The following is a 22734-nucleotide window of genomic DNA, read 5'->3' on the forward strand; positions in this document are numbered from 1 at the left end:
CTCAGGTCGCGTCGCACCCGGCGTGTCCAGGGGTGCTCCCTTACCCGTTCCCATAACCACCCTGACTCAAACGCACGCAACCGTAGTAAGCGCCATCGGATCCACGCTGTTGTAGCCCAATGAGTGCCTCGTACCAATCGTGGCCCCACAGCGAGCCTTGCCCTCCGACGGCTGCCTCCAGGCTGCGGCCTTGCCCTTCACCCAGAGGGCGGTGCCCGACGGCGGGGCGGAAAGCGCGAATTCGTTTGTCTGGCATGGGGACGGGGTAGCGGGCATGTACATGCATCGCACACGTAGAGCGACCAACGATGGTGCTCGCGAGGAGGGAGAGCTTCGTGCTCGACATGCAGCGACTCGGACCGGCCAGCCTCGTGCTGGTGCGTCACGGCGAGAGCATCGGTAACCTGGCGGATCGCGCGGCCCGTGAAGCCGGGGCCGCCCGACTCGATCTGCAAGACCGCGACGCGGACGTGCCCCTCTCGGACACGGGGCGCGAACAGGCGGACGCACTGGGTCGGCATCTGCGCGAGCTGGGCGCGACCGCGAGACCGACTGGCGTCGTCAGCTCGCCCTACCGGCGAAGCGCGGACACGGCCGAGCTGGCGCTCGCCACGGCCGGTCTCGCTACCCCGGTGATGCGCGACGAGCGGCTGCGCGAACGCGAGCTGGGGCTGTTCGACGGGCTCACCGGCACCGGCATCCGCGATGAGTTCGGCGACGAGCGTCGCAGGGTCCGGCGATGTCAAGGCAGGCATCGTCGCCGAGCTCATGGCCCGAAGCGTTCCGGCAGAGGGTGCGGCAGCCTGGGGCGTGGTGCTCCACCTGACCGCAGGCAGGGCGGTCAGTGAGCACCAGGCACCGGTGGGCTTCCTCGCCCGAGAGGTGCTCCCGTGGGTCCCGCGGGTGATGACGCAGCTGTCGTCGCAGGCACCCTGAACGGTCGTCGTGTACTCGCGATGGCCCGCTCAGACGGACGCAAACCGGATCTCGCGTGCCTCCGATGGCGATTGTCTGTTGCTCATGGTTGTCTTGGGAACAACACATCACGTGGTCCAACAGCGGCGCCACCGTTCTCTGCAAGGACGGGACCACCCTGCCGATGTCATTCAGATCGACGACCCTGAGCGCGACCAGCGTCGGCGCGCAGACGCCACCGATGGCGCCGCACGACCGCGCAGAGCTGCTGCTCCAGCGGGCCCTAGAGGCAACCGACCCGCACGAAGCTGAGACACTGCGCGACGAGGCGGTGCTGCTCACTCTCGACCTGCCCGAGCAGGTGGCGAGCCGCTACTCCGGTCGCGGGATCGACCACGAGGACCTCGTCCAGGTGGGTCGGCTGGGACTGGTCAAAGCCGCGGCCGGCTATCGGCCGGGGCTCGGCAGCTGCTTCGCCGCTTACGCCATGCCGACGATCTCGGGTGAGGTGAAACGACACTTCCGTGACTGCGGCTGGTCGGTGCGCCCTCCGCGCCGACTCCAGGAGGTGGGCGCGCTGATGACTGCCCAGGAGGAGCAACTCGCCCATCGCCTGCACCGTGTCCCCACTAGCGATGAGGTCGCGGACGCCCTCGGGCTCGACCGCGACGAGGTCACCCGAGCCAGACTGTGCAGGTCCGCGTACTCGGCGGTCTCCCTCGATTCCGATGACCGGGACGACCTTTGGCCTGAAGCCATCGTCGATGAGAGCGCCGACATCGACCGGATGCTCAGTCTCAGCGCGCTTCGCACGGCGCTCGGTGACCTCACCGAGCGTGAGCGACTCATCGTCCGGCTGCGCTTCATCGAGGAGCGTACCCAGTCGGACATCGGCCTGGTCCTCGGCGTGAGCCAGATGCAGGTGTCTCGACTTCTCACCTCGATCCTGTCCAAGTTGCGCCAAAGGTTGACCGACCCGGCCCTCGCCGCCTGAAGGAGCGTCATGTCCGCCGAAGCCCACTCCACGCACCACGAAGCCGATCGCCAATCCTCAAGCTCGGATGCCGCCGTCCCCGACTCGCCGACGGAGGTCACGCGCGAGTCGTGGCAGTACATCGCGCGAAAGACCCTTCGCGAGTTCAGCAAAGACCAGTGCACCGACCTCGCGGCGGCCCTGACCTACTACGCCGTCCTGGCGTTGTTCCCCGCTCTCATCGCCCTCCTGTCCCTTGTCGGCCTCTTCGGCCAGGGCCAGCAGACCGTCGACACGCTGCTGGGGATCCTGCGCGACGTCGGCGCCGGCTCGGCCGCGGACACGCTCGGACCGACGCTCAAGACCATGGCAGATCGGGACGGGGCCGCCGGGATCGCCTTTGTGGTGGGGCTCGCGACCGCCCTGTGGTCTGCTTCTGGCTACATCGGCTCGTTCGGGCGTGCCATGAACCGGATCTACCAGATCCGCGAAGGTCGGCCGTTCTGGAAGCTGCGCCCCGTCATGCTGGCGGTGACGCTGGTCGCGGTCGTCCTGGTCGCGCTGGTGGCGATGGCGCTCGTGCTGACCGGTCCCGCAGCCAAAGCAGTGGGAGAGGCGATCGGACTCGGTTCGACAGCCCTGTGGGTCTGGAACATCGCCAAGTGGCCGGTGATCCTCTTCGTGGTCATCCTCGTGGTGGCGATCCTCTACTACGTCACACCCAACGTGAAGCAACCACACTTCCGCTGGGTGAGCGTTGGTGCGGTCATCGCGATCGTGGTCTGGATCCTCGCGTCGGCCGCCTTCGGCTTCTACGTCAGCACGTTCTCCAACTACGACAAGACGTATGGCGCACTGGCAGGTGTCGTCGTCTTCCTCCTGTGGTTGTGGATCACCAACGTGGCGCTGCTGTTCGGCGCCGAGCTCGACGCCGAGCTCGAGCGCGGACGCGAACTCCAGTCCGGCATCCCCGCCGAGGAGACGGTGCAGCTGCCGGCGCGTGACACCCGTGGCACCGTCAAGGCGGACGCGAAGGAAGCCGAGGACGTGGAGCGTGGGCGCCGCCTGCGCGCTACTCGAGGGGGCGATCAAGACGTTCGTTGAGATACCGGGAGCAGGCCTGGGACCTCGCTTGGCGGGACTGAGGGCATCGGCGCATGTTGCGCGAGCTACTGCCCGGCTCGTTGATCTGGCCGGGTCTGCTTGAGTGGGTGGCATGTTCTTTCCGGGCTTTGACGAGTGGGACCTGGATCTGGTCACGGGTGTTCGTGTGCACGGCCGGTCAGGGGGCAGCGGCCCAGCAGTGGTGCTCCTGCACGGTCACCCACGAGCTCACACGACGTGGTACCGCGTCGCGCCGCTCCTGGCCGAGCGAGGTTTCACGGTCGTGTGCCCGGACCTGCGTGGATACGGCCGCTCGGGAAAGCCGAGTCCTGACGCCGCCCACACGACGTACAGCGACCGGTCGATGGCCAACGATGTGGTAGCGCTGCTGCACCAGCTCGGACACGACCGCTTCTCGGTGGTCGGGCACGACCGTGGCCAGGGCGTGGCCTACCGCTGCGCTCTGGACCACCCGGACCTCATCCGCGCGCTGGCCGTTCTGGACGGAGTGCCCTTGGCTGAAGCGGTCGAGCGGGCCGACGCCAGATTCGCCACCAAGTGGTGGCACTGGTTCTTCTTCGCTGGCTCACCACATGCGGAGCGTGTCATCAATGCCGACCCCATTGCCTGGTATGGGTTGGACGACAAGACACGTGCCGCGATGGGGGCTGAGAACTTCGAATATGTCGCGGCAGCACTACAGGATCCGGACACGGTGCGGGGGATGCTCGAGGACTACCGGGCTGGGTTGTCGGTGGACGATGCGAGCGACCGGGCCGACAGGGAGCGCGGCCATATGATCACCTGCCCAACCCTGGTCGCCTGGTCCATCCATGACGACATGGAGCATCTGTACGGCGACCCCTCAACGATCTGGCGGGACTGGGTCGAGGCCCCGATACATACCGCGCGGATCGACAGCGGTCATCACATGGCGGAGGAGAACCCCGAGCAACTAGCAACAGTCCTGACCACGTTCTTGGTCGACATCGCCGACGCGAAACACGACCAGGGTTGATCATCGTCCTCGGCATCCCACCACCCCATGGCAGATTGGTTCGCTCGGCCTACTTCCTTGACCGATGTCTTCGTTTGCAGGAAGGTCGCCACCAGGGCGCCGGCGACGACCTGAGTCAGACATAGCCGTGCGGCCAAAAACGGTGAAGAAGGCAAGCCTCGGCATGCCGTTGTCGTGCGCTTATGCGATCGTGGTGTTCGCCAGCGACACGAGAGTCCAGATCACCAAGGCCGCCGCAATGCCCGGCATGATCCACCCTGGTCGCGTCCGGGCACGCCACAGCGACCAGATGGCGACGAATGCCAGCAGGATGCCGAACACGATGCTGCCAACGTGGCCGAGGTCGGTCAACGGCCGCGCCTCTTTACATACGGGCGGGCAGTAGACAATCGGGTAGCCGTTGGTGAGCGCCGCCCAGCCGGCGCCGAGGATCCCGGCGCTGGCGACGCCGCTGCCGTTGCCCTGCGCGCCCGCCATGAAGGAAATCGCCCACCAGAGCTGGATGAGCGCAATGCCGACAAGCGTTGTCGCTTCGGTCAGACTCAGCGTTCCGTGCAGGTCGAACAGGCCGACGCCGAAATCGATGGTGATGTGCAACGCGCTGACGAACATCGTCGCTAGTCCGACCCAGAGCCATACCGGCATCCGCCAGTCGCGGCCGGACCACGCGAGTTGTTCAGGATGGGAACACGCCGTCATTGCTTGCGGTCTTCCGGCTGGGCGAGGAGGGCAACCGCGAACGCGGCGATTGTCGCGGCAAAGACCGCGACCGAGAGCGGGAGCAAGGAGGTGAACTGCAACGGCAGCATGCAGAGCACCCAGACCCCGACCGCGAGAACGGGATAACGCCGCCAGGCCGTCCAGCACCCCGCACGGGCGACGGCCACGCCGGCCAAAATGAACCCGACGGCGGTCAGCAGCGTCGCGAGAACGAACAGCGTGATCGCGACCCGGCCGGCGGGGTCGTCCAGGCGGGCGTCGCGAAAGGTCAGGCTGACCGCGTGGGCGGCGACGTAGACGATGCTGCCCGCCACCGCCATCCACGCGCCGATGCGGCCAGGTCGGCTCGCTCCGACCGCCCCGCTGCGCGCGAACGCGACGAGAGTGACGACGAACAGGGCCTGAGTTAGTCCCCAGGTCAGCGAGGTCGCGGTGGCCAGCGATCCGGAGAACGGGAAGTTGAGCCGGTCGTCAGGCACTGTGGAGATGCTGCGATACGCAGCGGCGATGATCCCGCCGTCGAGCTGTACCCCTGCATACACCAGAGCGGCGGCTCCGGGTAGGAGCTGGCTGATGGTGCGGGTCTTTGAGCGGTTGGTTGCCGTGCTTGTGGCCGGTGCATCGAGATGGGTGGTCACGGGGATCTCCTTCATTGAGCGGACGCCGTCCACGCTAGGAAGGAGAAGGTGGCAAACGCATCGGCGGCACCACCTCAATCCGATGGAGTGGTGACACTGATGCCCTCGGGGCCCTGCAGCAGCCATGATGAGCAGGTGCGTGCAACCCAGCCCGGCGTGGTGGCCTCAGCGTGTCTGGGGTTGGCGGTGCTCGCCGAGGTGGGGGCAGTGGTGCTGCCCTGGGGTCTGAGGTCGCCGTACGACACGATCTTCTTCGCCGTCTACAACCTGACGGTGACAGCTGTAGGCGCGCTGATTGTGAGCCGAATGCCCGGCCACCCGGTCGGCTGGATCCTCTGCCTCTTCGGGCTGCAGGGTGCGGTGACCTCCGAGCTAGCGATCGGGTGGGGCCTGCGCGCCGTTGACGAGGGCTGGAGCGGCGGTGAGGTCGCCCAGTGGGTCGGGCTGGTGAGCTGGTGTCCTGGAGCCTTGATGTGGGTGCTCGCCCTGCTCTACAGCCCTACCGGCCGATTGCCCGACCGCAGGTGGCGAATCGCGGTATGGGCCGCAGTCGCAGGCACGTCGGCCTACGTCGTCGGCTGGTCGTTCAGCCCGTCGTCGGTCAATGCCCTCACCGGGGAGCTCAACCGATTTGCCGTCGACTGGTTGCCAGGCCAGCAGCTCACCGTCGTTGGGGGGGTGCTGCTGTCGCTGTCGGCCGCAGGTGCGGCAGTGTCGCTGGTGGTGCGGTTCCGTCACGCAGACCGGACCGTGCGTCAACAACTCAAGTGGGTGGGCTTCGCGGGAGTCCTGCTCGCGCTCATGCTGCCCGTGTCCATCGTCCTGTGGAGCGTGTCTCCGATCGTCCGCGTCGTGTCGCCTCTCGTGCTGTCGGCGATGGTCATCGGGCTCGGCGCTGCGGTGCTGCGGTATCGGCTCTTCGACGTCGACCTGATCATCTTGCGGTCGGTGGCCTACGCCTGCGTTTCGGTCTTCGTCCTGACGGTGTATGCGGGAGTCAGCGTCTCTCTGGGCATTGTCGTCGGCAGGTCGTCGGCTTGGCAGGTGGCCGCAGCGACCCTGGCAGCGGCAGCGCTCTTCCGTCCTGCCTTGCGCGCGGTGCGGCTCGTCCTGGACAGGAGGTTCGACCGCGACGGCCATTCCGCCCGGCTGCGGGTCGACAGTTTCCTCGAGGGCCTCAGATCGGGCACCGAGCAGCCTGACCGGATCCAGGACGTGCTCCGGGAGGCGCTGCGTGACCCGCAGCTGCGCCTGTTGCTGTTCCTGCCGGCGTCTGGTGGATTCGCCGACCTGCGCGGCCGGGCGGCAGAACTCGACCCCGGCCTGGCTGTCGTACGGCTGGAGCGTGCCGGTGTCCCGGAAGCCGTGGTCCAGTACCTCGACACCGGCGACCCGGCCCGACCATCGCGAGTTCGTCATCTGGTGGAGCACGGTCGACTGGCACTGCAGGTGGCGCGGTTGGGCGTCGAGCTCAACCGCCAGCTCGACGAGCTCGATCGGTCACGGGCGCGCATCGCGGGGGCCGCGGATGAGGAGCGCCGCCGGATCCAGCGCGACCTGCATGACGGTGCTCAACAGTGGCTGGTGACCGTCGGCCTAGGGCTGCGTGGGATCGAGGGCAGGCTGCGCACCACCGGTGCACACGAGGACGCGGATCGCGTGGACGGGCTGGTCGCAGATCTGGCGGCGACGATCGAGGAGCTGCGTAGGCTCGCCCACCGGTTGCCCCCGCCTCAGCTCGACTTGGGGATCGCCGCGGCTTTCCGGGAGCTTGCGGGACGTTCACCCATCCCCGTCATCGTGGATGCCGATCCCGAGCGTCTGGATCGCAGCACGGAGACGACCGCCTACTTCGTCGGATGCGAGGGCCTCACCAACGTCATCAAGCACGCGCGAGCCACAGCGGTCACCATGCGAGTCGTGCGCCAAAACGGCTCGCTGGTCGTCTCCGTCGCCGATGACGGCGTGGGAGGTGCGCGGGCGCGGGAGGGGTCCGGATTGGCGGGTCTGGCCGACCGGGTCGCCGCTGTCGGTGGCCGGCTCCACGTGGAGTCAGGCACGCAGGGAACTCTGCTCACCGCGGAGCTGCCATGCGGGTGATCCTTGTCGAGGACCAAGCATTGCTGCGCGAGGGCCTGGCCGGGTTGTTCCGCGACGCAGGGCACGAGGTCGTCGCCTCATTGGGCGATTGCGACGGCCTGGAAGACGCGGTGCGTGAGCACTCGCCACATGTCGTCGTCCTCGACGTCAGAATGCCACCGTCGTTCACCGACGAGGGCACCCGTGCGGCAGCCGCGCTCAAGTCGGCCTGGCCCGACCTGGGTGTCGTCCTCCTCTCACAACACATCGAGACGGCCCACAGCGTGGAACTCGCCGGTCTGGGCGGGTTCGGCTATCTGCTGAAGGACCGAGTGCTCGACGTCTCGGAGTTTCTCGGCGCCGTAGCTCGAGTCGCCGAGGGGGGGTCGGCGCTCGACCCTCAGGTAACCGCTGCGCTGCTCAACCGGAAGGCTCCCCACGACAGCCTTGCCCAACTCACCGAGCGTGAGCACGAGGTGCTCGGGTTGATGGCGCAGGGGATGACGAACACTGGCATCGCGAAACGGCTGGTGCTAAGCGAACGGACCGTCGAGGCCCACGCCCGCCGGCTGCTCCAGAAACTCGACATAGCCGACAGCGAAGATGCCAACCGGCGGGTTCACGCCGTCCTCCTCCACCTCGGCGTGCGACCACCCGCAACCGCGGAGATGCGACACCTACCGCGGCCCTGAACTTGCCTTTGTGGAAAGCGAGCCAGCCGAAGTTCTGAATCATCGTCGCAACGGTGGTTCCGGATCGACGGTTGATTCGCCGGAATCGCTCGCTGAGTCGTTCTGGGCGGATAGACGCACCCCTCAGATTTCGTTATCCCGGGGAGCTGCAGCGTCACCTCGTGGTCGGCCCAGACCCAGAAGATGCCGATTCGCAAATGTGCGAGTGCTGGCGCAATGGCGTCAACGTGGTCGCGGTGATGTCGATTGTCGGGGAAGGCCAAGGTGGGTAGGCGATGCCGCTGGACGCTGAGTGGAGAGCTCGGACGACAGCGACGTCGATGGGTGAACTGACTTGGTTGCCGGTGAAGGGCTGGCCGTAGCACTTGGTGGTGGCCTTGGAGCTGGCCGCCCCCTTCGCCTCCACGACAAGGCGTTGGCCATCGTTGATCGCATCGATGGCGTCGCGAAGTGCAGGGAGGGGCCGGAACCGTCAATGCTGCCATCGGCACCTAGGTGTACTGACCGGAGAGGTTGGTCAAGCGGCTGATGGGCGTGGCCTTGCCGATCGCGGTATGAGGCCGGTGGTGGTTGTACTGGTGGATCCATGCTGGCAGGGCTTTGCGGCGAGTGTCTTCGGAGGAATAGAACTTCTTGAACGCCCACCCGTCGGCCATCGTGCGGTGGAAGCGTTCGATCTTGCCGTTGGTTTGGGGTCGGTAGGGCCGGGTCCGCTTAGGGGTGATGCCCAGCTCGGCGCAGGTGTCGCGCCACAAGTGGCTGCGATATGCGCTGCCGTTGTCGGACAGGACTCGTTCGACGAGCACGCCTCGGGCCGCGAACCAGGCCACCGCGCGTCGTAGGACCGAGGCCGCGGTGGCGGCTGTTTCGTCGTCGTGGATCTCGGCGTAGGCGACCCGGGAGTGGTCGTCCAGGACGGTGTGCACGAACGCGGTGCCGAGTTTGGCGTGGTACCAGGGGTTGCGAGGCTTGTTGGGGGTGGCGTCGCGGTTCTTGAGTCCCTGCTTGCGCCCGACGTAACGCCACCCGCCGCCGTCGGGGACGTTGCCGAGCTTCTTGACGTCCACGTGGAGCAGGGCGCCGGGGTAGGGGTGCTCGTAGCGGCGGACCGGTTCGCCGCTGACACGGTCCACATGGCTGAGCCGGTTCAGCCGGCACCGCACCAGCACCGCGTGCACCGTCGAGGCGGCCACGCCGACCTGGTCGGCGATCGCGACCGGGCCCAGGCGTTGCTTCCAGCGCAGGTGCACGATCTTGCGGACCACTGGTTGGGGGGTGCGGTTCGGGGACCGGTGCGGGCGTGAGGACCGGTCGCCCATTCCGGCCTGACCCATCACGGCATACCGGTCGGCCCACCGCTTCGCGGTCGGCCACGACACGTCATACCGTTCCGCGGCCCTGGCCACCGGCCAGCCTTGGTCGACGATCAGACGAGCCAGCCGCAACCGGGCGCGCGGGGTCAAAGCAGCGTTAGCGTGGGACACGAAGACCTCCTGGGTGGTGGAGCGGTTCCTAGACAGCTCCACTCCACGCCCGGAGGTCTTCGCCTATCAAGCACCTTCAGATCGTGTCGTCACACAACCTCAACCAACGTGCCCGGTCAGTACACCTAGGGGCCGCATATGACTCGTTTGGGCTGTGGCTGTTTCCCGGGAACTGGAGCACCGTCTGGGTCTGAGGGAGTGTCACCCGCGTCGGAGGGCCCTAAGGGGCAAGTAGGCGCGGGTGCTGCGTGTCTAGGACCCCGCGCGGGCTAGGGGGCGTGGCGGCCTGCACGGGACGGGTCAGGCGGCTCGATGCACAGTTAGAAGTCGACGCCGTTGATCGGGAGCATGAGCGGTCCGAGCTGTGCGCTGCGCTTGGCCGCGGTCAAGAGCGCCGGGATGTCACCGTTGAACCTGTTGACGCCCAACGCCATGCAGACCAGCAGCATCTCGACCGACTTCACCGGCTGGGTCCATTTCAGCAGGACGTCGGTGGGCAGCGCGTCACGCATCGCCTCGATCTGCGAGTACGTCGCGCGGTCGCCGTGAAATGACCCTCCTTGGACGAGCGTCGGGCCTGCCGCGCCCACTAGTGCTGTGCAGGCCCTTATCTGGTCGTTGGACGCGTCGGTCGTGTTGAGCAGCACGCGGACCTTGCGGTGCTGAGGTGCGACGGCCTCGACGACGGCCTGTATCTGCTCACGGATCAGATTGAGGCAGCCCTCGCCGTTCAGCCCGGGTGCGACGATCAAACCCACCTCTGAAGCGCCCGCGGAGACCAGTTCAAGTGCTTCCAGGGCTAGGTCCGCGGGGTCCTGCTGCCGCGTGGAGTCATGGAAGGCCAGAGTCGTCACCGCCGCGACGCCGGTCCCGGTCAGCCGCCGGGCGGCCGTGGCCACGTGATCTGGGCGACACAGGACCGCCGCGAGCCCGACCTCGCCGGCGTAGTCACAACCGCGCTTGAGTTGCCCCTGGTCAACTTCGAGCCCGTACAGACGGTGCTCGAGGGAGGCGGCGAGGGACTCTTGGGTCAGCACGTCGCGTTCTAGCGGCTCCCTTGACGCAAGCCATGCGGCGTCTAGTGTCAGCACGCGTCACCCTCCGTCCGTCTGGCCCCGGAATGGTCAACATGCCCTTGATACTGCCCCGGACGCGTGCCATCAGCTCTTCGACCCCATCGGGGGCTGGGGCACCTGGCCCCTGAAGTCGCCCCCGCTGCGGGTGAGGCCTGGCGGATGTTGCTGGACATGGCGACCCTCCGGACCCGGGACTGTCCCGGCACACTCACCGTCCTCGTCGGTGACTGCCCCGACTAGAGCCAATGGTCCTGAACGGCGCTGCGAACGGTCCGAGAAGATCCAGTCGGGGACTTGGGGGCGGAAAGACTGTGAGGATCGCCAATGCAGCCTGAAGGCGATGGGCTGTGGGTTGGCGACTGCGGGTGTGGCCCCCGGAATGACTGGCTTTGTGCCTTGCTGCGACCTGTCCGCTCGTGGTCACCGGCCCCGGCCCGGTTGGAGGAACTGGCCTGATCAGGAGCTTGACCACCTGGCGTTAGCGGCGCCGGATGTGTCTCATCACAGTCCTGCCGAGCCTCCGTCCCGGACCGGAACCACGTCCCGTCCGGCGAAGGAGAGAACGCATGAACAGTCTGACCGATCTGCGCGACCTGGTCGATGTCGTCATCGGCGTCGACACCCACGTCCACACCCACTGCGCGGCCGTGGTCGATGCTGCCACTGGTGGTGTCCTCGACGAGATCACCGTCGAGGCGACAGCCCAGGGCTATGCCGAGCTGGTGGAGTTCGCCAACAACCACCCGATGTCGCGGGCTTGGGCGATCGAAGGGACCGGCGGCCACGGCGCCGGTCTGAGTCGTCACCTGCTGGAGTCATCGGAGCTCGTCATCGAGCTGGACCGTCCGAAGCGGGCTGCGCGCCGAAACGGCGCGAAGACCGATCCCCTTGATGGGATCCGAGCCGCGCGTGAGGCGATGGCTCGACCGCGGTTGGGAACACCTCGCGCCGGGGGCGAACGCCAAGCACTATCAGTGCTTGTGGCTGCTCGCCGCTCCGCGATCAATGCCTCCACCGAGGCCCAGCAGCAGGTGTTCGGCCTGGTGATCGCAGCACCCGAACCCATCCGAGTCAGGTTCCGCGCCCAGAAGCTTGCCGCGATGCTCAACACCGCCGCGAACCTGCGAGTGCATGCCTCCTGGGACACCGAGACGACCAGCACGGTGGTGCCGCTGCGGACCCTGGCTCGTCGCGCCCACGCGATGCTGAAGGAGGCACGGGAGCTGCAGAAGTCGATCGTGGCCATCATCCGCAGCTGGCGCCCTGACCTGCTCGAGGAGTTCGGCGTCGGACCGATCGTGGCCGCGACGGTGTTGTGCGCCTGGTCCCACCCCGGCCGCGTCCATTCCGAGGCCGCATTCGCGATGCTCGCCGGCGTGGCACCGATCCCGGCCAACAGCGGCCAAATCACCACCCGCTATCGGCTCAACCGATATGGCGACCGGCAGCTCAACACGGCACTGCACACCGTGGTCCAAAGCCGGATCCAATACCAACCAGCCACCCGCGACTACGTCGCTCGCCGCACTGCCGAAGGCAAGACCAGCCGCGAGATCAAACGCTGCCTGGCTCGCTACGTCGCACGCGACCTATACCGCCTACTTGAAAGCGGGGGCGCAGCTGCTTGACGAAGCATAGGAGCTTCGCACGGTCCTCGGCCTCTGTCCTCGGCCTCTGTCCTCGGCCTCTTGTTAGGCCTCGTGGGCCACGAGACTGGCAGAGGGCTCGTCCGCTGGCGGATCGTCCGACCGCTTGGCCTGAGAGAGGCTGGGCTATGCGGGCGAGTGCCCGCTCTGTTGCCGAGGGAGTGGGCAGTCAGGGTCAGCCGTGGGCAAGCGTCGCGACGCTTCGAGCGTCCGCGGCGAAGCCGTCCGCACCGATGGTCCGCCACAACTGTCGATCGTGGAGGAAGGCAGCACCGCCGACGATAATGCGTGGAGCGGTCGTACAGCTTCGGCGAATCTGCGCGATCAGGTCACCGGCATGTGCCACGCACCCGCTCATGGTGACTGAGATGGCTACGAGGCCAGCCCCGTAGCGGTTGATCGCCGAGACGATGGCGTCGTGAGGCAGGTCCGAGCCAACGAAGCGCACGTCCCACCCCTCCGCCTCCAACACGTTGGACACGATGCTGGCACCCACCACGTGCCGTTCGTTGACGACTCCGGTGACTACGACCGTCCCCATTTGGCTCGCGGCGTGCGGTTGCTCCTCCTGGAGCACGCTGAGGATGAACTGGGTTGTCGCCGTAGCCATGTGCTCTTCGGCGATGGTGAGTCCGGTGGTCTGCCAGCGGCGGCCCACCTCGTAGAGAGCCGTCTGGAAGATGTCGATGTAGACATCCAGGGGCGACGCCCCGGCGATGACTTCTCGTCGCACGATGGCAAGCGCATCCTCACGCCGACCGGTAACGGAGGCCGAGAGATAGAGGCGGCACGCGGGCGAGAGCCGGTCGACCTCGGCCCGGGGGGAGTCCTGCCCGGCAGCCAGCCCCTGTAGCCCTGCCGCTATCGCGAGGTTCACCGCCTCGACGGCCGGGGGCGACAGCCGGCTGGCCAGCTCGTCGCGGATCTCTGCGAGGTTCTCGATGAGGAAGTCGACGCCGATCCCCCGTGCGTCGAGAAGGTCGCGGCACCACAGTGCGTAGTCGCAGAAGGTCGCGGGGTCGCCCAGCTCGACCGCTGCCTGCAGGAAGTCGATGTGGTGCCGGGCGTCCTTGACTCCGTGTTCCGTCGCCTGGTCGCCGTAGCGTTCGACCCAGTCAGGATGGGCCGACAGGAAGGTGGTGGTTACCAGGTCGGCCACCGAGTCGCGGGCGCGACCAATCTCTGCGGCGAGCTCCGTCCTCATGCCGGGCTCATTCGGCGACGACCTGGTAGCTGGTGATGTTCTGGAGCCGTTCGAGCTTGATGTGGTCCCGCAGCTCGGGGGTGATCCGGTCGTGGGAGGTGCGGTGCTCCGGACTGCGCATGTAGGCCTTGAAGCACTCGCGGTCGCGCCACCAGCTCACCATGAGGATCTCGCCGGGCTCGGAGCCCTGCCACACCTCGAGTCGCTGGAACCCGAGCGCGGAGTCCACGAGGTGCACCCGCTGTCGGAAGGCCTGGATCAAACCGGGTGCCTCCTCCTCGGCGATCCGCAGGTGCGAGACCGAGACGTAGGTGCTCTCGTCCCCGTCAGCCATGAGGAAGCACCAAGGTAAACGTGGAACCGACGCCCGGCTCGCTGGTGCAGGTGAGTCTTCCCCCGTGCGCCTCGGCGAACGAGCGCGCGTTGGCGAGGCCGAGACCGGTGCCCTCGATGCCGCGGTCGAGGGCCGTGGAGGCACGGAAGTACCGTCCGAACAGCTGTTTGAGGTCCGAGGCGGGGATCCCGATGCCCGTGTCCGCGACGGTGATGCTGACATCGTGCCCCTCGGTTTGGCACGTGATAGTCACCTGCCCACCCTGGGGGGAGTACTTGACGGCGTTCGACAGCAGGTTGTCCAGGGTCTGCAATACGCGCCGCTCATCGACGAGCGCCTTCGCGGACTCGGTGCCGCCCTGGGTGATCGTCACGTGACCCGCCCGGGCTGCTGGGCGAATTCCGTCCACGGCCTGCCGGACGACCGACACGAGATCGGTCTGACTTCGCTCCAGCTTCAGCTCGCCGGTCATGATCGAGGCGGCACCCAGGAGGTCGTTGATCATCACGAGCAAGCGATGTGCGCTGTTCTCGATCGTCAGCGCCATTCCTCGGGCCCCGGCCGGGAGTCGCTCCTCCCCGAGCATCTCGGCGTAGCCGAGGATCGAAGTCAGCGGTGTCTTGAGGTCATGGGTTGCCGAGGCGAGGAACATGTTCTTCAGTTCGTCGAGCTCGCGGAGCCGCCGGTTCTTGGCCCCGAGCTCGCGGCGCGCCTTGAGCAGATCGTCGTTGAGCTCCAGCAGGAGTGCGTTCAGCTTCTCGCCCGGCCTCCGCAGCGGCTCCGCGAGAACGAGGATGCGATCCCGGTGGACAACTGCCCAGATCCTGCAGTCGACGACGTCTCCACTTGAGCGTACGAGGCCCGCCTGGACGAAGTGCCAGCCCGGCCCCGCTTCGGTCAGCAGGGTGGTCAGAATCGCGCGCTGGGCAGGGACGACGATTTCGTGGAGGGACGGCGTCGATCCCACCAGGTGCCCAAGGGCCAAGTTGGACTCGAGAATGGTTCCGTCGTCCTCCACCAGCGCGGCCGCGACGGATTCGCTCTCCGCCAGGAACTGGTCCAAGAGCGTCATGCGATGTTGTGCCTCAAAAATGGGCCTCGCCATGCGGCGAGGGACTCGTGGGTGAGCACGTCGCGTTCTAGCAGCACCCTTGACGCAAGCCATGCGGTGTCTAGTGTCGGCACGGGTCACCCTCCGTCCGTCTGGCCCCGGAATGGTGAACATGCCTCTGATACTGCCCCGGACGCGTGCCGTCAGCTCTTCGACCCCATCGGGGGCTGGGGCACCTCGTTCTCCCTGAAGTCGCCCCCGCTGCGGGTGAGGCCTGGCGGATGTTGCTGGACATGGCGACCCTCCGGACCCGGGACTGTCCCGGCACACTCACCGTCCTCGCCGGTGACTGCCCCGACTAGAGCCAATGGTCCTGAAGGCGCTGCGAACGGTCCGAGAAGATCCAGTCAGGGACGTGGCGGCGGGAAGACTGTGAGAATCGCCATTGCAGCCTGATGGTGATGGGCTGTGGGTTGGCGACTGCGGGTGTGACCCCCGGAAAGACTGGCTTTCGTGCCTTGGTGCGACGTGTCCGCTCGCGGTCGCCGGCCCCGGCCCGGTCGGAGGAGCTGGCCTGATTAGGAGCTTGACCACCCGGCGTTAGCGGCGCTGGGCGTGTCTCATCACAGTTCTGCCGAGCCTTCGTCCCGGACCGGAACCACGTCCCGTCCGGCGAAGGAGAGAACGCATGAACAGTCTGACCGATCTGCGCGAGGTGGTCGATGTCGTCATCGGCGTCGACACCTACGTCCATTCCCACTCCGCGGCGGTCATCGACAGCGCCACCGGTGGAGTCCTCGGCGAGATCACCGTCGAGGCGACAGCCGCGGGCTATGCCGAGCTGGTGGAGTTCGCCAACAACTATCCGATGTCGCGGGCCTGGGCGATCGAAGGGACCGGCGGCCACGGCGCCGGTCTGAGCCGTCACCTGCTGGAGTCATCGGAGCTCGTCGTCGAGTTGGACCGTCCGAAGCGGGCTGCGCGACGCAACGGCGCGAAGTCCGATCCCCTTGATGCGATCCGAGCCGCGCGTGAGGCGATGGCGCGACCGCGGTTGGGAACACCGCGCAGCGGAAGCGAACGCCAAGCCCTGTCAGTGCTTTTGACCGCTCGCCGCTCAGCGATCAACGCCTCCACCGAGGCGCAGCTACAGGTGTTCAGCCTCGTGATCGCTGCGCCGGAACCGATCCGAGTCAGGTTCCGCGGCCAGAAGCTCGCCGCGATGCTCAACACCGCCGCCAAGCTGCGTGTTCAGTCAGCGTGGGACGTCGAGACGACCAGCACCGTCGTCGCGCTGCGGACCCTGGCTCGTCGCGCCCACGCGATGCTGAAGGAGGCACGTGAGTTGCAAAAGGAGATCCTGGCCATCATCCGCAGCTGGCGCCCTGACCTGCTCGAGGAGTTCGGGGTCGGGCCGATCGTCGCTGCAACGGTGTTGTGCGCCTGGTCCCACCCCGGCCGCGTCCATTCCGAGGCCGCATTCGCGATGCTCGCCGGCGTAGCGCCGATCCCCGCCAACAGCGGCCAAATCACCACCCGTTATCGGCTGAACCGTTACGGCGACCGGCAGCTCAACACGGCACTGCACACCGTGGTCCAAAGCCGGATCCAATACCAACCAGCCACCCGCGACTACGTCGCTCGCCGCACTGCCGAAGGCAAGACCGGCCGCGAGATCAAACGCTGCCTGGCTCGCTACGTCGCACGCGACCTATACCGCCTACTTGAAGGTGGGGACGCAGCTGCTTGACGAAGCATAGGAGCGTCGCACCGACCCGGACAGCGGCAGATGAGTGCGTGTTGAGGTCGGCCCGGCGAAGGCGGGAGCTGTCTAACCGGCACGAATTCGCGTGACTTACTCATTGAAGGGACGCGTGGCGTGCAACGATTTTCGGAAGTGCAGGGGCTTTCCCTGCCCCTCATACCTCAGGCGGACCCCATGACCGGCAGGACCGCAGAACCTCCCCTGAACCTGCCTCCGCGCTCGGGTAGCCGACTGATCCTGCTCATGGTCAGGAACTGGAAGGTCTGGGTCGTCCTGGCGGCCGTCACGGTGGTGGCGACGGTAGTACCCACGGCCGCGGCGGTGCCCGTCGCTGTGGGCCTGGGGGCCGGACTCTTGGTCCCGATCATCCAGAAACTCAAAGACCCCGCCGTGACTGCTGTCGTTCAATCCGGGCGCGCGCATGATCCAACCCAAGCCGTGAGATTCACAGCCATAGCAGGGTCGACCGGTTCACAAGGACGACCCCGATGGCGCCAAGTTCATTGCCTGGTACAGGATTCCGACCTACTCCTCCAACCTCGTAGGCGCCGGGACCCTGCGGAAGTCATCTCGATCAAGTCGGCCAGGATCACCGCTGTCAGCACAAGCCGGGCCAGTGACGGACTGAAGGCGAACATCTTCCGCATCATCGATCTTCAACTCCCAGAAGGGGCGCCACTGCGACTAGCAGTCGACCGGATGATTGCCGAAACAGTGCAAGAAGCGCTCGAGGCCCACGCTAGAACCCTTTGATCGAGGGGCACTCCTGAGAGGCAGCACAGGCTCGATGGCCCGACGCAAAGCCGCCGCCCGGACGAGAGGTGTAGTGGCTCGGACATGTCTGGGAGTCGGACGCGGGCGCGGGCTTGCTGTACTTCAAAGGCGAACACCACTGCGAAACGTCCGCTCCCCGCAGGTCGCGCGGTCGCGAGGTCCCGGACTAGCCTCAATCAGTGACCACCAAGTCCTACCGACAAGCCGCTCGAGAGGCCGTGGGGCGTTACCACGAGAGCCAGTTGGCTCTTCTGGTACAGCGCGTGGACGACGCGATCGATCGCTTCCGCGGCGGCGAGTTGGATGCCTTCGACGTTGACCAGGTCCTGTTCCAATATTCGCGGGCGGCCAAGGAACTGTGGAAGTTCTGCAACCTTGGTGACCCCGAGCTGGCCGCGAACATCATCCTTGAGCGTCCGGTGGTCGATTGGTGGGAGCGCGGAGCGCCACGGAAGCGATGACGCCAAAGGGGCACGCTACGAGTGCTGCCCATGGCACCGCCATCTTGGTCGTCATGCGGCGGTGTGTCGCACTTTCGCTCGTCGGTTAGCCGCCCGGGGTCCGACTCTGGCCTCGCGACGTGGTGGCTGCTCTCCAACCTGCGGTGGATCCGCTGACATAGCTGCCTTGGGACGGTGGCGGGGTGGCTCGAATTGGTGAATGGTTGCCGCGGGTGTCAACCCGCGGGTGCGTCTGGGGCGATTAGTGGGCATGACGAACGCGCCGCGGGTCGGCGCCCGGCCGCAGAAGCCGGGTGAGGGGCTGTCGCCTGCCTTCACGGGGCAGGGTCGGTCGTTCGAAGACTTCTATCGTGCCGAGCTTCCGGGCCTCGTGGTTTTGGCGCGGGCGCTGGCGCCACCGGGGTTGGCCGAGGATGTGGCACAGGAGGCGATGATGGTGGCCTACCGCCGGTGGTCGACGATCCGGGAGTTGCAGCATCCGGAGGCTTATGTCCGGCGCACCTGCGCGAATCTGGCGGTGTCGCAGTTCCGTCGCCGACTGGCTGAAGCCAGGGCTTTCCGACGCTCGGGGGCGCCTCAGATCGTCGACCAGCTGGGCGGTACCGGCGAGTTCTGGCAGTTGGTGCGATCCCTGCCGCGGCGCCAGGCGCAGGTGGTGGCGTTGCACTACGTATTCGACCTCTCGGTCGCGGACGTGGCCCGCACGCTGCAAGTGTCCCAGGGGTCCGTGAAGGTTCACCTGAGCCGGGCCCGGCAGTCGCTGGCGCGCACGATAGGTCTTCCGATGGAGGTGGAGTCATGAGCCTGGAGGAGCTGGCTCGCGGCGCTAGCGCGGACTTGTGGGCGGAGACCACGCGCACACTGGACGTCGACGCCCAGTTCCGAGACCTGCGCCACGACCGCACCCGCGACCGGGTCGGGTGGCTGGTCGCCGCCGCGGCCGTCGCCGCGCTCGTCCTGCTGGTCGTCACCGCCCCGTGGCCGCGCCGACAGGCCCTGCCAGCCGCCCCGACGCCGGCCGCCAAGGTGGAGTCGCTGGTGTTCCAGAACGGCACGGGGCTGACCGTGGTCGCTGGGTCGCTTCCCGCCCTGACTGGCAAGGTCAAGACCGGCGCGCCTGCACCAATGTCGTTCTCCCCAGACGGCTCGAAACTCGCCTACGGCGCCGGCGACGTGCACGTGGTCGACGTCAACACCGGAACGGACCGCAAACTCGGGCCGTGCCGACAACCCTCGTGCCCGGTGGCGTGGTCGCCGGACTCCACGCAGGTCCTCACAGCCTCCCCAAATGGACTGGTCCGGATTGCGGTCGAGGGCGGCGAAGCGAGCACCGTCCCCCTGCCTGCGGGCTGGTCGGTGACCGGTCTGGACGTGAACGCGGCCGGCCGGATCGCCCTGACCGGCATGGCCAACGCGGAAGCGTCCGTCATGACGGTCGACCTGGGCGGTGGGCGCCCCGAGGTGCTCTTCAAGTTCGGGCCGTATCCGGACCTAGGCGATCCCCGCTGGTCGCCGGACGGTCAGAGCTTCATGTACCTGCAGTGGCGCGGTCTTCGGGACGGTCACAGCAACGACCTCTCAGTGCGCTCGATCCGCGCAGACGGGCTGGACCTCCGCGTGGTCGCCCAGATAGGGCACTGCGAATGCTTCGCCGCAGTGCGACCGTGGATGGACCTGTCGCCCGGTGGACGGGTGGCCGTGTCCACCCTGAACCAGGATCGGGCAAGCCTGGTCGAGATCGGAGCCGACGGCCGCGTCACCACCATGCTCTCCAATGCCGTCAAAGGCACGCCAAGCGGGATCGGCACGGTCGCCTGGCGGTCCGTGCCGGCCACCACCCCAACGCGGTGAGCGGCCTGGATCCGGCCGTGCTCACCGCCGCGGAGTAACGCACGCAATCCCTCTCCCACCCCCACGCCACCTCACCTAGGCAGCGCCACCGGCCTCGTCCTGTGTCGTCACGGTCGCCGCTGCCTGGAGCAGCTCACCGAAGAAGGGATAAGTCAATGAAACTCACCCACACCAACCACACCGGTACTACCACCGCCGCCACCACAGTCGCCCTGGCCCTGGTCGTCCTCGGCGCCGTCCCAGTCCAGGCATCGGCTCGCCAAGCTGCAGGTGCCGTGCAAACTCAGCAGTCCGCCATACCCGATAGCGACCGGGTCAAGTCCCGGATCGCCTACGGCTCAACCCTCTTCGCCACCTGGGCCACGGTGACCAACGGCAACTCCTCGGCCAACGCTGCCGAGCACCGCCAGGAGCTCACCGGCGGGCATGCCGGGTCGGCCAACGCAGCCGAAGCTCCGGCATTCAGGCCACACGGTCGGTGAGCAAAACGGGGGCCGGCGACCGTGCCCCGTCTCAAAGCATCAGAGTCGAGGCGTCGCCTCGTGCGGCCATGAGGCCATCTTCTCGCCGGCGTGCGGAAAGGACGCGGGTTCGACTGTCACGCCCCCGTCAACCTGGGCGAGCTGACACGGCGGATAGACGCGCTTCTCGAGGAGTGGGTACGCCTTTGAAAGCAACGCTGCGAGCTCGTGGTCGTTTGTTGCGCATAGGCCCCTCTCGTGCATCGGCAGAGCTGTTCGTGATGGCTTAGGTGGGGGGCGCGGCTAGACGGTATGGAGTGACTGCTCGGGCTGGCTGGGTGGTTGCGGGCCGGGGCCTCACTCACACAGATTCGTGGGTTACCGAGTAGGGGCTGCCTGCTCGGCCTATCCGACATGTGTGGGAGGCCCCGGTGTTCTCTGAGCGTACGAGTGTGGGACTGGATGTGCACGCACGATCGGTCGTCGCTGCGGCGATCGATGGTGTGACTGGTGAGGTGTTCAAGGCCCGGCTGACGCCGGATCACCAGGTGGTTTTGCGGTGGGTTCAAGACCTTCCCGGACCGGTGGCGGCGACGTATGANCTAGACGGTATGGAGTGACTGCTCGGGCTGGCTGGGTGGTTGCGGGCCGGGGCCTCACTCACACAGATTCGTGGGTTACCGAGTAGGGGCTGCCTGCTCGGCCTATCCGACATGTGTGGGAGGCCCCGGTGTTCTCTGAGCGTACGAGTGTGGGACTGGATGTGCACGCACGATCGGTCGTCGCTGCGGCGATCGATGGTGTGACTGGTGAGGTGTTCAAGGCCCGGCTGACGCCGGATCACCAGGTGGTTTTGCGGTGGGTTCAAGACCTTCCCGGACCGGTGGCGGCGACGTATGAGGCGGGCCCGACGGGGTTCGGTCTGTACCGGGCGCTGCGAGCGGCGGGGGTGCGGTGTGAGGTCGCGGCGCCGAGCAAGCTGCAGCGGCCCAGTGGTGACCGGGTCAAGACCGACCAGCGCGACGCGCTGCACCTGGCACGGCTACTGCGCCTGGACGAGGTGACGTCGGTGACGGTGCCCAGCGTCGACCAGGAAGCCGCCCGTGACCTGGTGCGTGCTCGGGAGGACTGTCGCGGTGATCTGATGCGGGCCCGACACCGACTCTCGAAACTGTTGCTGCGCAACGGGATCGTGTACTCAGGCGGGCAGGCATGGACCGGGCGGCACGACGCGTGGCTGCGCCAGCAGCACCTGCCGGGCGCCGCTACCCGGTTGGCGTTCGACAACGACTATGACGCCGTGCTGATGGTCGCGGCCCGCCGCGACCGCCTCGNGCACGGCTACTGCGCCTGGACGAGGTGACGTCGGTGACGGTGCCCAGCGTCGACCAGGAAGCCGCCCGTGACCTGGTGCGTGCTCGGGAGGACTGTCGCGGTGATCTGATGCGGGCCCGACACCGACTCTCGAAACTGTTGCTGCGCAACGGGATCGTGTACTCAGGCGGGCAGGCATGGACCGGGCGGCACGACGCGTGGCTGCGCCAGCAGCACCTGCCGGGCGCCGCTACCCGGTTGGCGTTCGACAACGACTATGACGCCGTGCTGATGGTCGCGGCCCGCCGCGACCGCCTCGACGCGGCCATCACCACGATGGCCGCCGAGTCCGAGTTCACCCCGGTCGTGCGCCGGCTGGGCTGCCTTCGCGGTGTCTCCACCCTGACCGGGTTCGCCCTCGCGGTCGAGATCGGTGACTGGTCCAGGTTCACCGGAACCTCGATCGGGTCCTACGTCGGGCTCGTGCCGTGCGAATACTCATCGGGTGCCTCCCGGGTCCAGGGCGGGATCACCAAGACCGGCAACGGTCACGCCCGCCGGCTGCTCGTCGAGGCTGCGTGGCACCACCAGGGCCGGTACGTGGTGGGCAAGACGATGCGCGACCGGTGGGACCTGGCACCCGCGCCGGCACGGGCCCGCGGCGATGCCGGGAACCGGCGCCTGCACCAGCGGTGGGTCCGATTCAACGACCGCGGCAAACGGCACGTGGTCGCCAACATCGCCATCGCCCGCGAGCTGGCCGGCTGGTGCTGGTCGCTGGCCGTCATGGACTGAACCCCCCAAGGCTGCTCGACTCCCCAGCCGACGTTGGCGGCAGCGCGAGGAGTGATCCGCGATTCAGCTATGAGCCACAACAGGATCCGTGATCCTGACCGTGACGCTCGATCCTAGAGATGCGGACCCGCTCCAGCCGAACAGCACCGTCCTGCGGTAACCAACCCGCGCATATCAGCCAGACCGCGCGTCGACCTGACACGCACGCCAACCCAGGCACTCGAGCCGAGCACTGAGGCGCCGACCAGACCACCATCCGGTCGGCGCCTCACCCTGCCCACTTGACAGCAGGTCACTCCATATCAGCTGTGATGTCCAGCCAGGTTGTCCAATCTGGTGATGGGTGCGGCCTTGCCGATCGCTGAGTGGGGCCGGTGGT

General features: G+C 67.1%; 19 protein-coding genes and 3 pseudogenes. 15 read left to right on the top strand and 7 right to left on the bottom strand.

The features are described from left to right. Positions 1–344 precede the first annotated feature (344 nt). From EAH86_RS20575 to EAH86_RS18985, 5 genes and pseudogenes are all read left to right on the top strand, one after another. A pseudogene (locus tag EAH86_RS20575) lies at positions 345–746 on the top strand (histidine phosphatase family protein); the annotation flags it as partial. Then, complete coding sequence (locus EAH86_RS21070) at positions 706–936, top strand: NAD(P)H-hydrate dehydratase (protein WP_170212825.1); 231 nt, start codon at positions 706–708, stop codon at positions 934–936. The pseudogene EAH86_RS20575 and the gene EAH86_RS21070, both read left to right, overlap by 41 nt. 163 nt (positions 937–1099) lie before the next feature. Then, positions 1100–1909 carry a sigma-70 family RNA polymerase sigma factor gene (locus EAH86_RS18975; RefSeq protein WP_161988708.1) on the top strand — a complete coding sequence of 270 codons (810 nt, stop codon included), beginning with the start codon at positions 1100–1102 and terminating at the stop codon, positions 1907–1909. A 9-nt stretch (positions 1910–1918) separates the two neighbouring features. Then, positions 1919–2992 carry a YihY/virulence factor BrkB family protein gene (locus tag EAH86_RS18980; RefSeq protein WP_140743680.1) on the top strand — a complete coding sequence of 358 codons (1074 nt, stop codon included), beginning with the start codon at positions 1919–1921 and terminating at the stop codon, positions 2990–2992. A 112-nt stretch (positions 2993–3104) separates the two neighbouring features. Next, positions 3105–4010, top strand: coding sequence for an alpha/beta fold hydrolase (locus tag EAH86_RS18985; RefSeq protein WP_140743682.1), 906 nt, complete (start codon positions 3105–3107; stop codon positions 4008–4010). Positions 4011–4190: 180 nt separating this feature from the next. On the opposite strand, the gene EAH86_RS18990 is transcribed toward EAH86_RS18985, so the two are convergent. After that, positions 4191–4622, bottom strand: a complete 432-nt coding sequence (locus EAH86_RS18990) for a hypothetical protein (protein WP_140743684.1) — start codon at positions 4620–4622, stop codon at positions 4191–4193. An 83-nt stretch (positions 4623–4705) separates the two neighbouring features. Then, a complete protein-coding gene (locus EAH86_RS18995) occupies positions 4706–5368 on the bottom strand; it encodes a hypothetical protein (protein ID WP_140743686.1) in 663 nt (220 codons plus the stop codon). A 135-nt stretch (positions 5369–5503) separates the two neighbouring features. Between EAH86_RS18995 and EAH86_RS19000 the strand changes: the two genes are divergently transcribed. Together EAH86_RS19000 and EAH86_RS19005 are read left to right on the top strand one after the other, a co-directional pair. Further along, positions 5504–7468 (top strand): sensor histidine kinase, encoded by a 1965-nt coding sequence (locus EAH86_RS19000; RefSeq protein WP_161988709.1) that lies wholly within the window; start codon positions 5504–5506, stop codon positions 7466–7468. Between the two features lie 20 nt (positions 7469–7488). Then, positions 7489–8139 (top strand): response regulator transcription factor, encoded by a 651-nt coding sequence (locus EAH86_RS19005; RefSeq protein WP_241668461.1) that lies wholly within the window; start codon positions 7489–7491, stop codon positions 8137–8139. Between the two features lie 491 nt (positions 8140–8630). On the opposite strand, the gene EAH86_RS19010 is transcribed toward EAH86_RS19005, so the two are convergent. Further along, positions 8631–9623, bottom strand: a complete 993-nt coding sequence (locus EAH86_RS19010) for an IS481 family transposase (RefSeq protein WP_140743692.1) — start codon at positions 9621–9623, stop codon at positions 8631–8633. Between the two features lie 320 nt (positions 9624–9943). Then, complete coding sequence (locus EAH86_RS19015) at positions 9944–10660, bottom strand: hypothetical protein (protein ID WP_140743694.1); 717 nt, start codon at positions 10658–10660, stop codon at positions 9944–9946. Between the two features lie 605 nt (positions 10661–11265). On the opposite strand from EAH86_RS19015, the gene EAH86_RS19020 reads away from it, so the two are divergent. Beyond that, positions 11266–12327 (top strand): IS110 family transposase, encoded by a 1062-nt coding sequence (locus tag EAH86_RS19020; RefSeq protein WP_170212826.1) that lies wholly within the window; start codon positions 11266–11268, stop codon positions 12325–12327. 193 nt (positions 12328–12520) lie between these two features. Here EAH86_RS19020 and EAH86_RS19025 read toward each other — a convergent pair whose 3' ends face one another. Genes EAH86_RS19025 through EAH86_RS19035 form a run of 3 tightly spaced genes read right to left on the bottom strand, consistent with a single transcriptional unit; the run spans position 12521 to position 14955 of the window. After that, on the bottom strand, positions 12521–13549 hold the full coding sequence (locus EAH86_RS19025; RefSeq protein ID WP_140743696.1) for a cobalamin B12-binding domain-containing protein: 1029 nt from the start codon (positions 13547–13549) through the stop codon (positions 12521–12523). A 7-nt stretch (positions 13550–13556) separates the two neighbouring features. Next, positions 13557–13883: an antibiotic biosynthesis monooxygenase family protein gene (locus EAH86_RS19030; RefSeq protein WP_140743698.1), complete on the bottom strand. Its 327-nt coding sequence runs from the start codon at positions 13881–13883 to the stop codon at positions 13557–13559. Then, complete coding sequence (locus EAH86_RS19035) at positions 13876–14955, bottom strand: sensor histidine kinase (RefSeq protein ID WP_161988710.1); 1080 nt, start codon at positions 14953–14955, stop codon at positions 13876–13878. Before EAH86_RS19035 ends, EAH86_RS19030 begins: the two co-directional genes overlap by 8 nt. Positions 14956–15622: 667 nt before the next feature. On the opposite strand from EAH86_RS19035, the gene EAH86_RS19040 reads away from it, so the two are divergent. The 7 genes and pseudogenes from EAH86_RS19040 to EAH86_RS19075 form a co-directional block, all read left to right on the top strand. Further along, positions 15623–16684 carry an IS110 family transposase gene (locus EAH86_RS19040; RefSeq protein WP_170212827.1) on the top strand — a complete coding sequence of 354 codons (1062 nt, stop codon included), beginning with the start codon at positions 15623–15625 and terminating at the stop codon, positions 16682–16684. Positions 16685–17652: 968 nt separating this feature from the next. Further along, complete coding sequence (locus EAH86_RS19045; protein ID WP_140743702.1) at positions 17653–17934, top strand: hypothetical protein; 282 nt, start codon at positions 17653–17655, stop codon at positions 17932–17934. Positions 17935–18184: 250 nt separating this feature from the next. After that, on the top strand, positions 18185–18736 hold the full coding sequence (locus EAH86_RS19050; RefSeq protein ID WP_161988711.1) for a sigma-70 family RNA polymerase sigma factor: 552 nt from the start codon (positions 18185–18187) through the stop codon (positions 18734–18736). Then, on the top strand, positions 18733–19785 hold the full coding sequence (locus EAH86_RS19055) for a PD40 domain-containing protein (RefSeq protein ID WP_140743706.1): 1053 nt from the start codon (positions 18733–18735) through the stop codon (positions 19783–19785). The genes EAH86_RS19050 and EAH86_RS19055 overlap by 4 nt, the downstream gene beginning before the upstream one ends. Before the next feature lie 155 nt (positions 19786–19940). Next, on the top strand, positions 19941–20267 hold the full coding sequence (locus EAH86_RS19060; protein WP_140743708.1) for a hypothetical protein: 327 nt from the start codon (positions 19941–19943) through the stop codon (positions 20265–20267). 692 nt (positions 20268–20959) lie between these two features. Beyond that, positions 20960–21496, top strand: a pseudogene (locus EAH86_RS19070) (IS110 family transposase); the annotation flags it as partial. An 85-nt stretch (positions 21497–21581) separates the two neighbouring features. After that, positions 21582–22355: pseudogene (locus tag EAH86_RS19075) on the top strand (transposase); the annotation flags it as partial. Positions 22356–22734: the final 379 nt, after the last annotated feature.

Source organism: Pedococcus bigeumensis, from assembly GCF_006438965.1.
In the GTDB taxonomy this organism is placed as follows: Bacteria; Actinomycetota; Actinomycetes; order Actinomycetales; family Dermatophilaceae; genus Pedococcus; species Pedococcus bigeumensis_A.

Coding starts and splice junctions, on each gene's coding strand:
- EAH86_RS19035 (WP_161988710.1), bottom strand. CDS start 14,955: ATGACGCTCTTGGACCAGTTCCTGGCGGAGAGCGAATCCGTCGCGGCC.
- EAH86_RS19055 (WP_140743706.1), top strand. CDS start 18,733: ATGAGCCTGGAGGAGCTGGCTCGCGGCGCTAGCGCGGACTTGTGGGCG.
- EAH86_RS19020 (WP_170212826.1), top strand. CDS start 11,266: ATGAACAGTCTGACCGATCTGCGCGACCTGGTCGATGTCGTCATCGGC.
- EAH86_RS18990 (WP_140743684.1), bottom strand. CDS start 4,622: ATGTTCGTCAGCGCGTTGCACATCACCATCGATTTCGGCGTCGGCCTG.
- EAH86_RS19025 (WP_140743696.1), bottom strand. CDS start 13,549: ATGAGGACGGAGCTCGCCGCAGAGATTGGTCGCGCCCGCGACTCGGTG.
- EAH86_RS19040 (WP_170212827.1), top strand. CDS start 15,623: ATGAACAGTCTGACCGATCTGCGCGAGGTGGTCGATGTCGTCATCGGC.
- EAH86_RS18980 (WP_140743680.1), top strand. CDS start 1,919: ATGTCCGCCGAAGCCCACTCCACGCACCACGAAGCCGATCGCCAATCC.
- EAH86_RS19060 (WP_140743708.1), top strand. CDS start 19,941: ATGAAACTCACCCACACCAACCACACCGGTACTACCACCGCCGCCACC.
- EAH86_RS18985 (WP_140743682.1), top strand. CDS start 3,105: ATGTTCTTTCCGGGCTTTGACGAGTGGGACCTGGATCTGGTCACGGGT.
- EAH86_RS21070 (WP_170212825.1), top strand. CDS start 706: ATGAGTTCGGCGACGAGCGTCGCAGGGTCCGGCGATGTCAAGGCAGGC.
- EAH86_RS18975 (WP_161988708.1), top strand. CDS start 1,100: ATGTCATTCAGATCGACGACCCTGAGCGCGACCAGCGTCGGCGCGCAG.
- EAH86_RS19030 (WP_140743698.1), bottom strand. CDS start 13,883: ATGGCTGACGGGGACGAGAGCACCTACGTCTCGGTCTCGCACCTGCGG.
- EAH86_RS19050 (WP_161988711.1), top strand. CDS start 18,185: ATGACGAACGCGCCGCGGGTCGGCGCCCGGCCGCAGAAGCCGGGTGAG.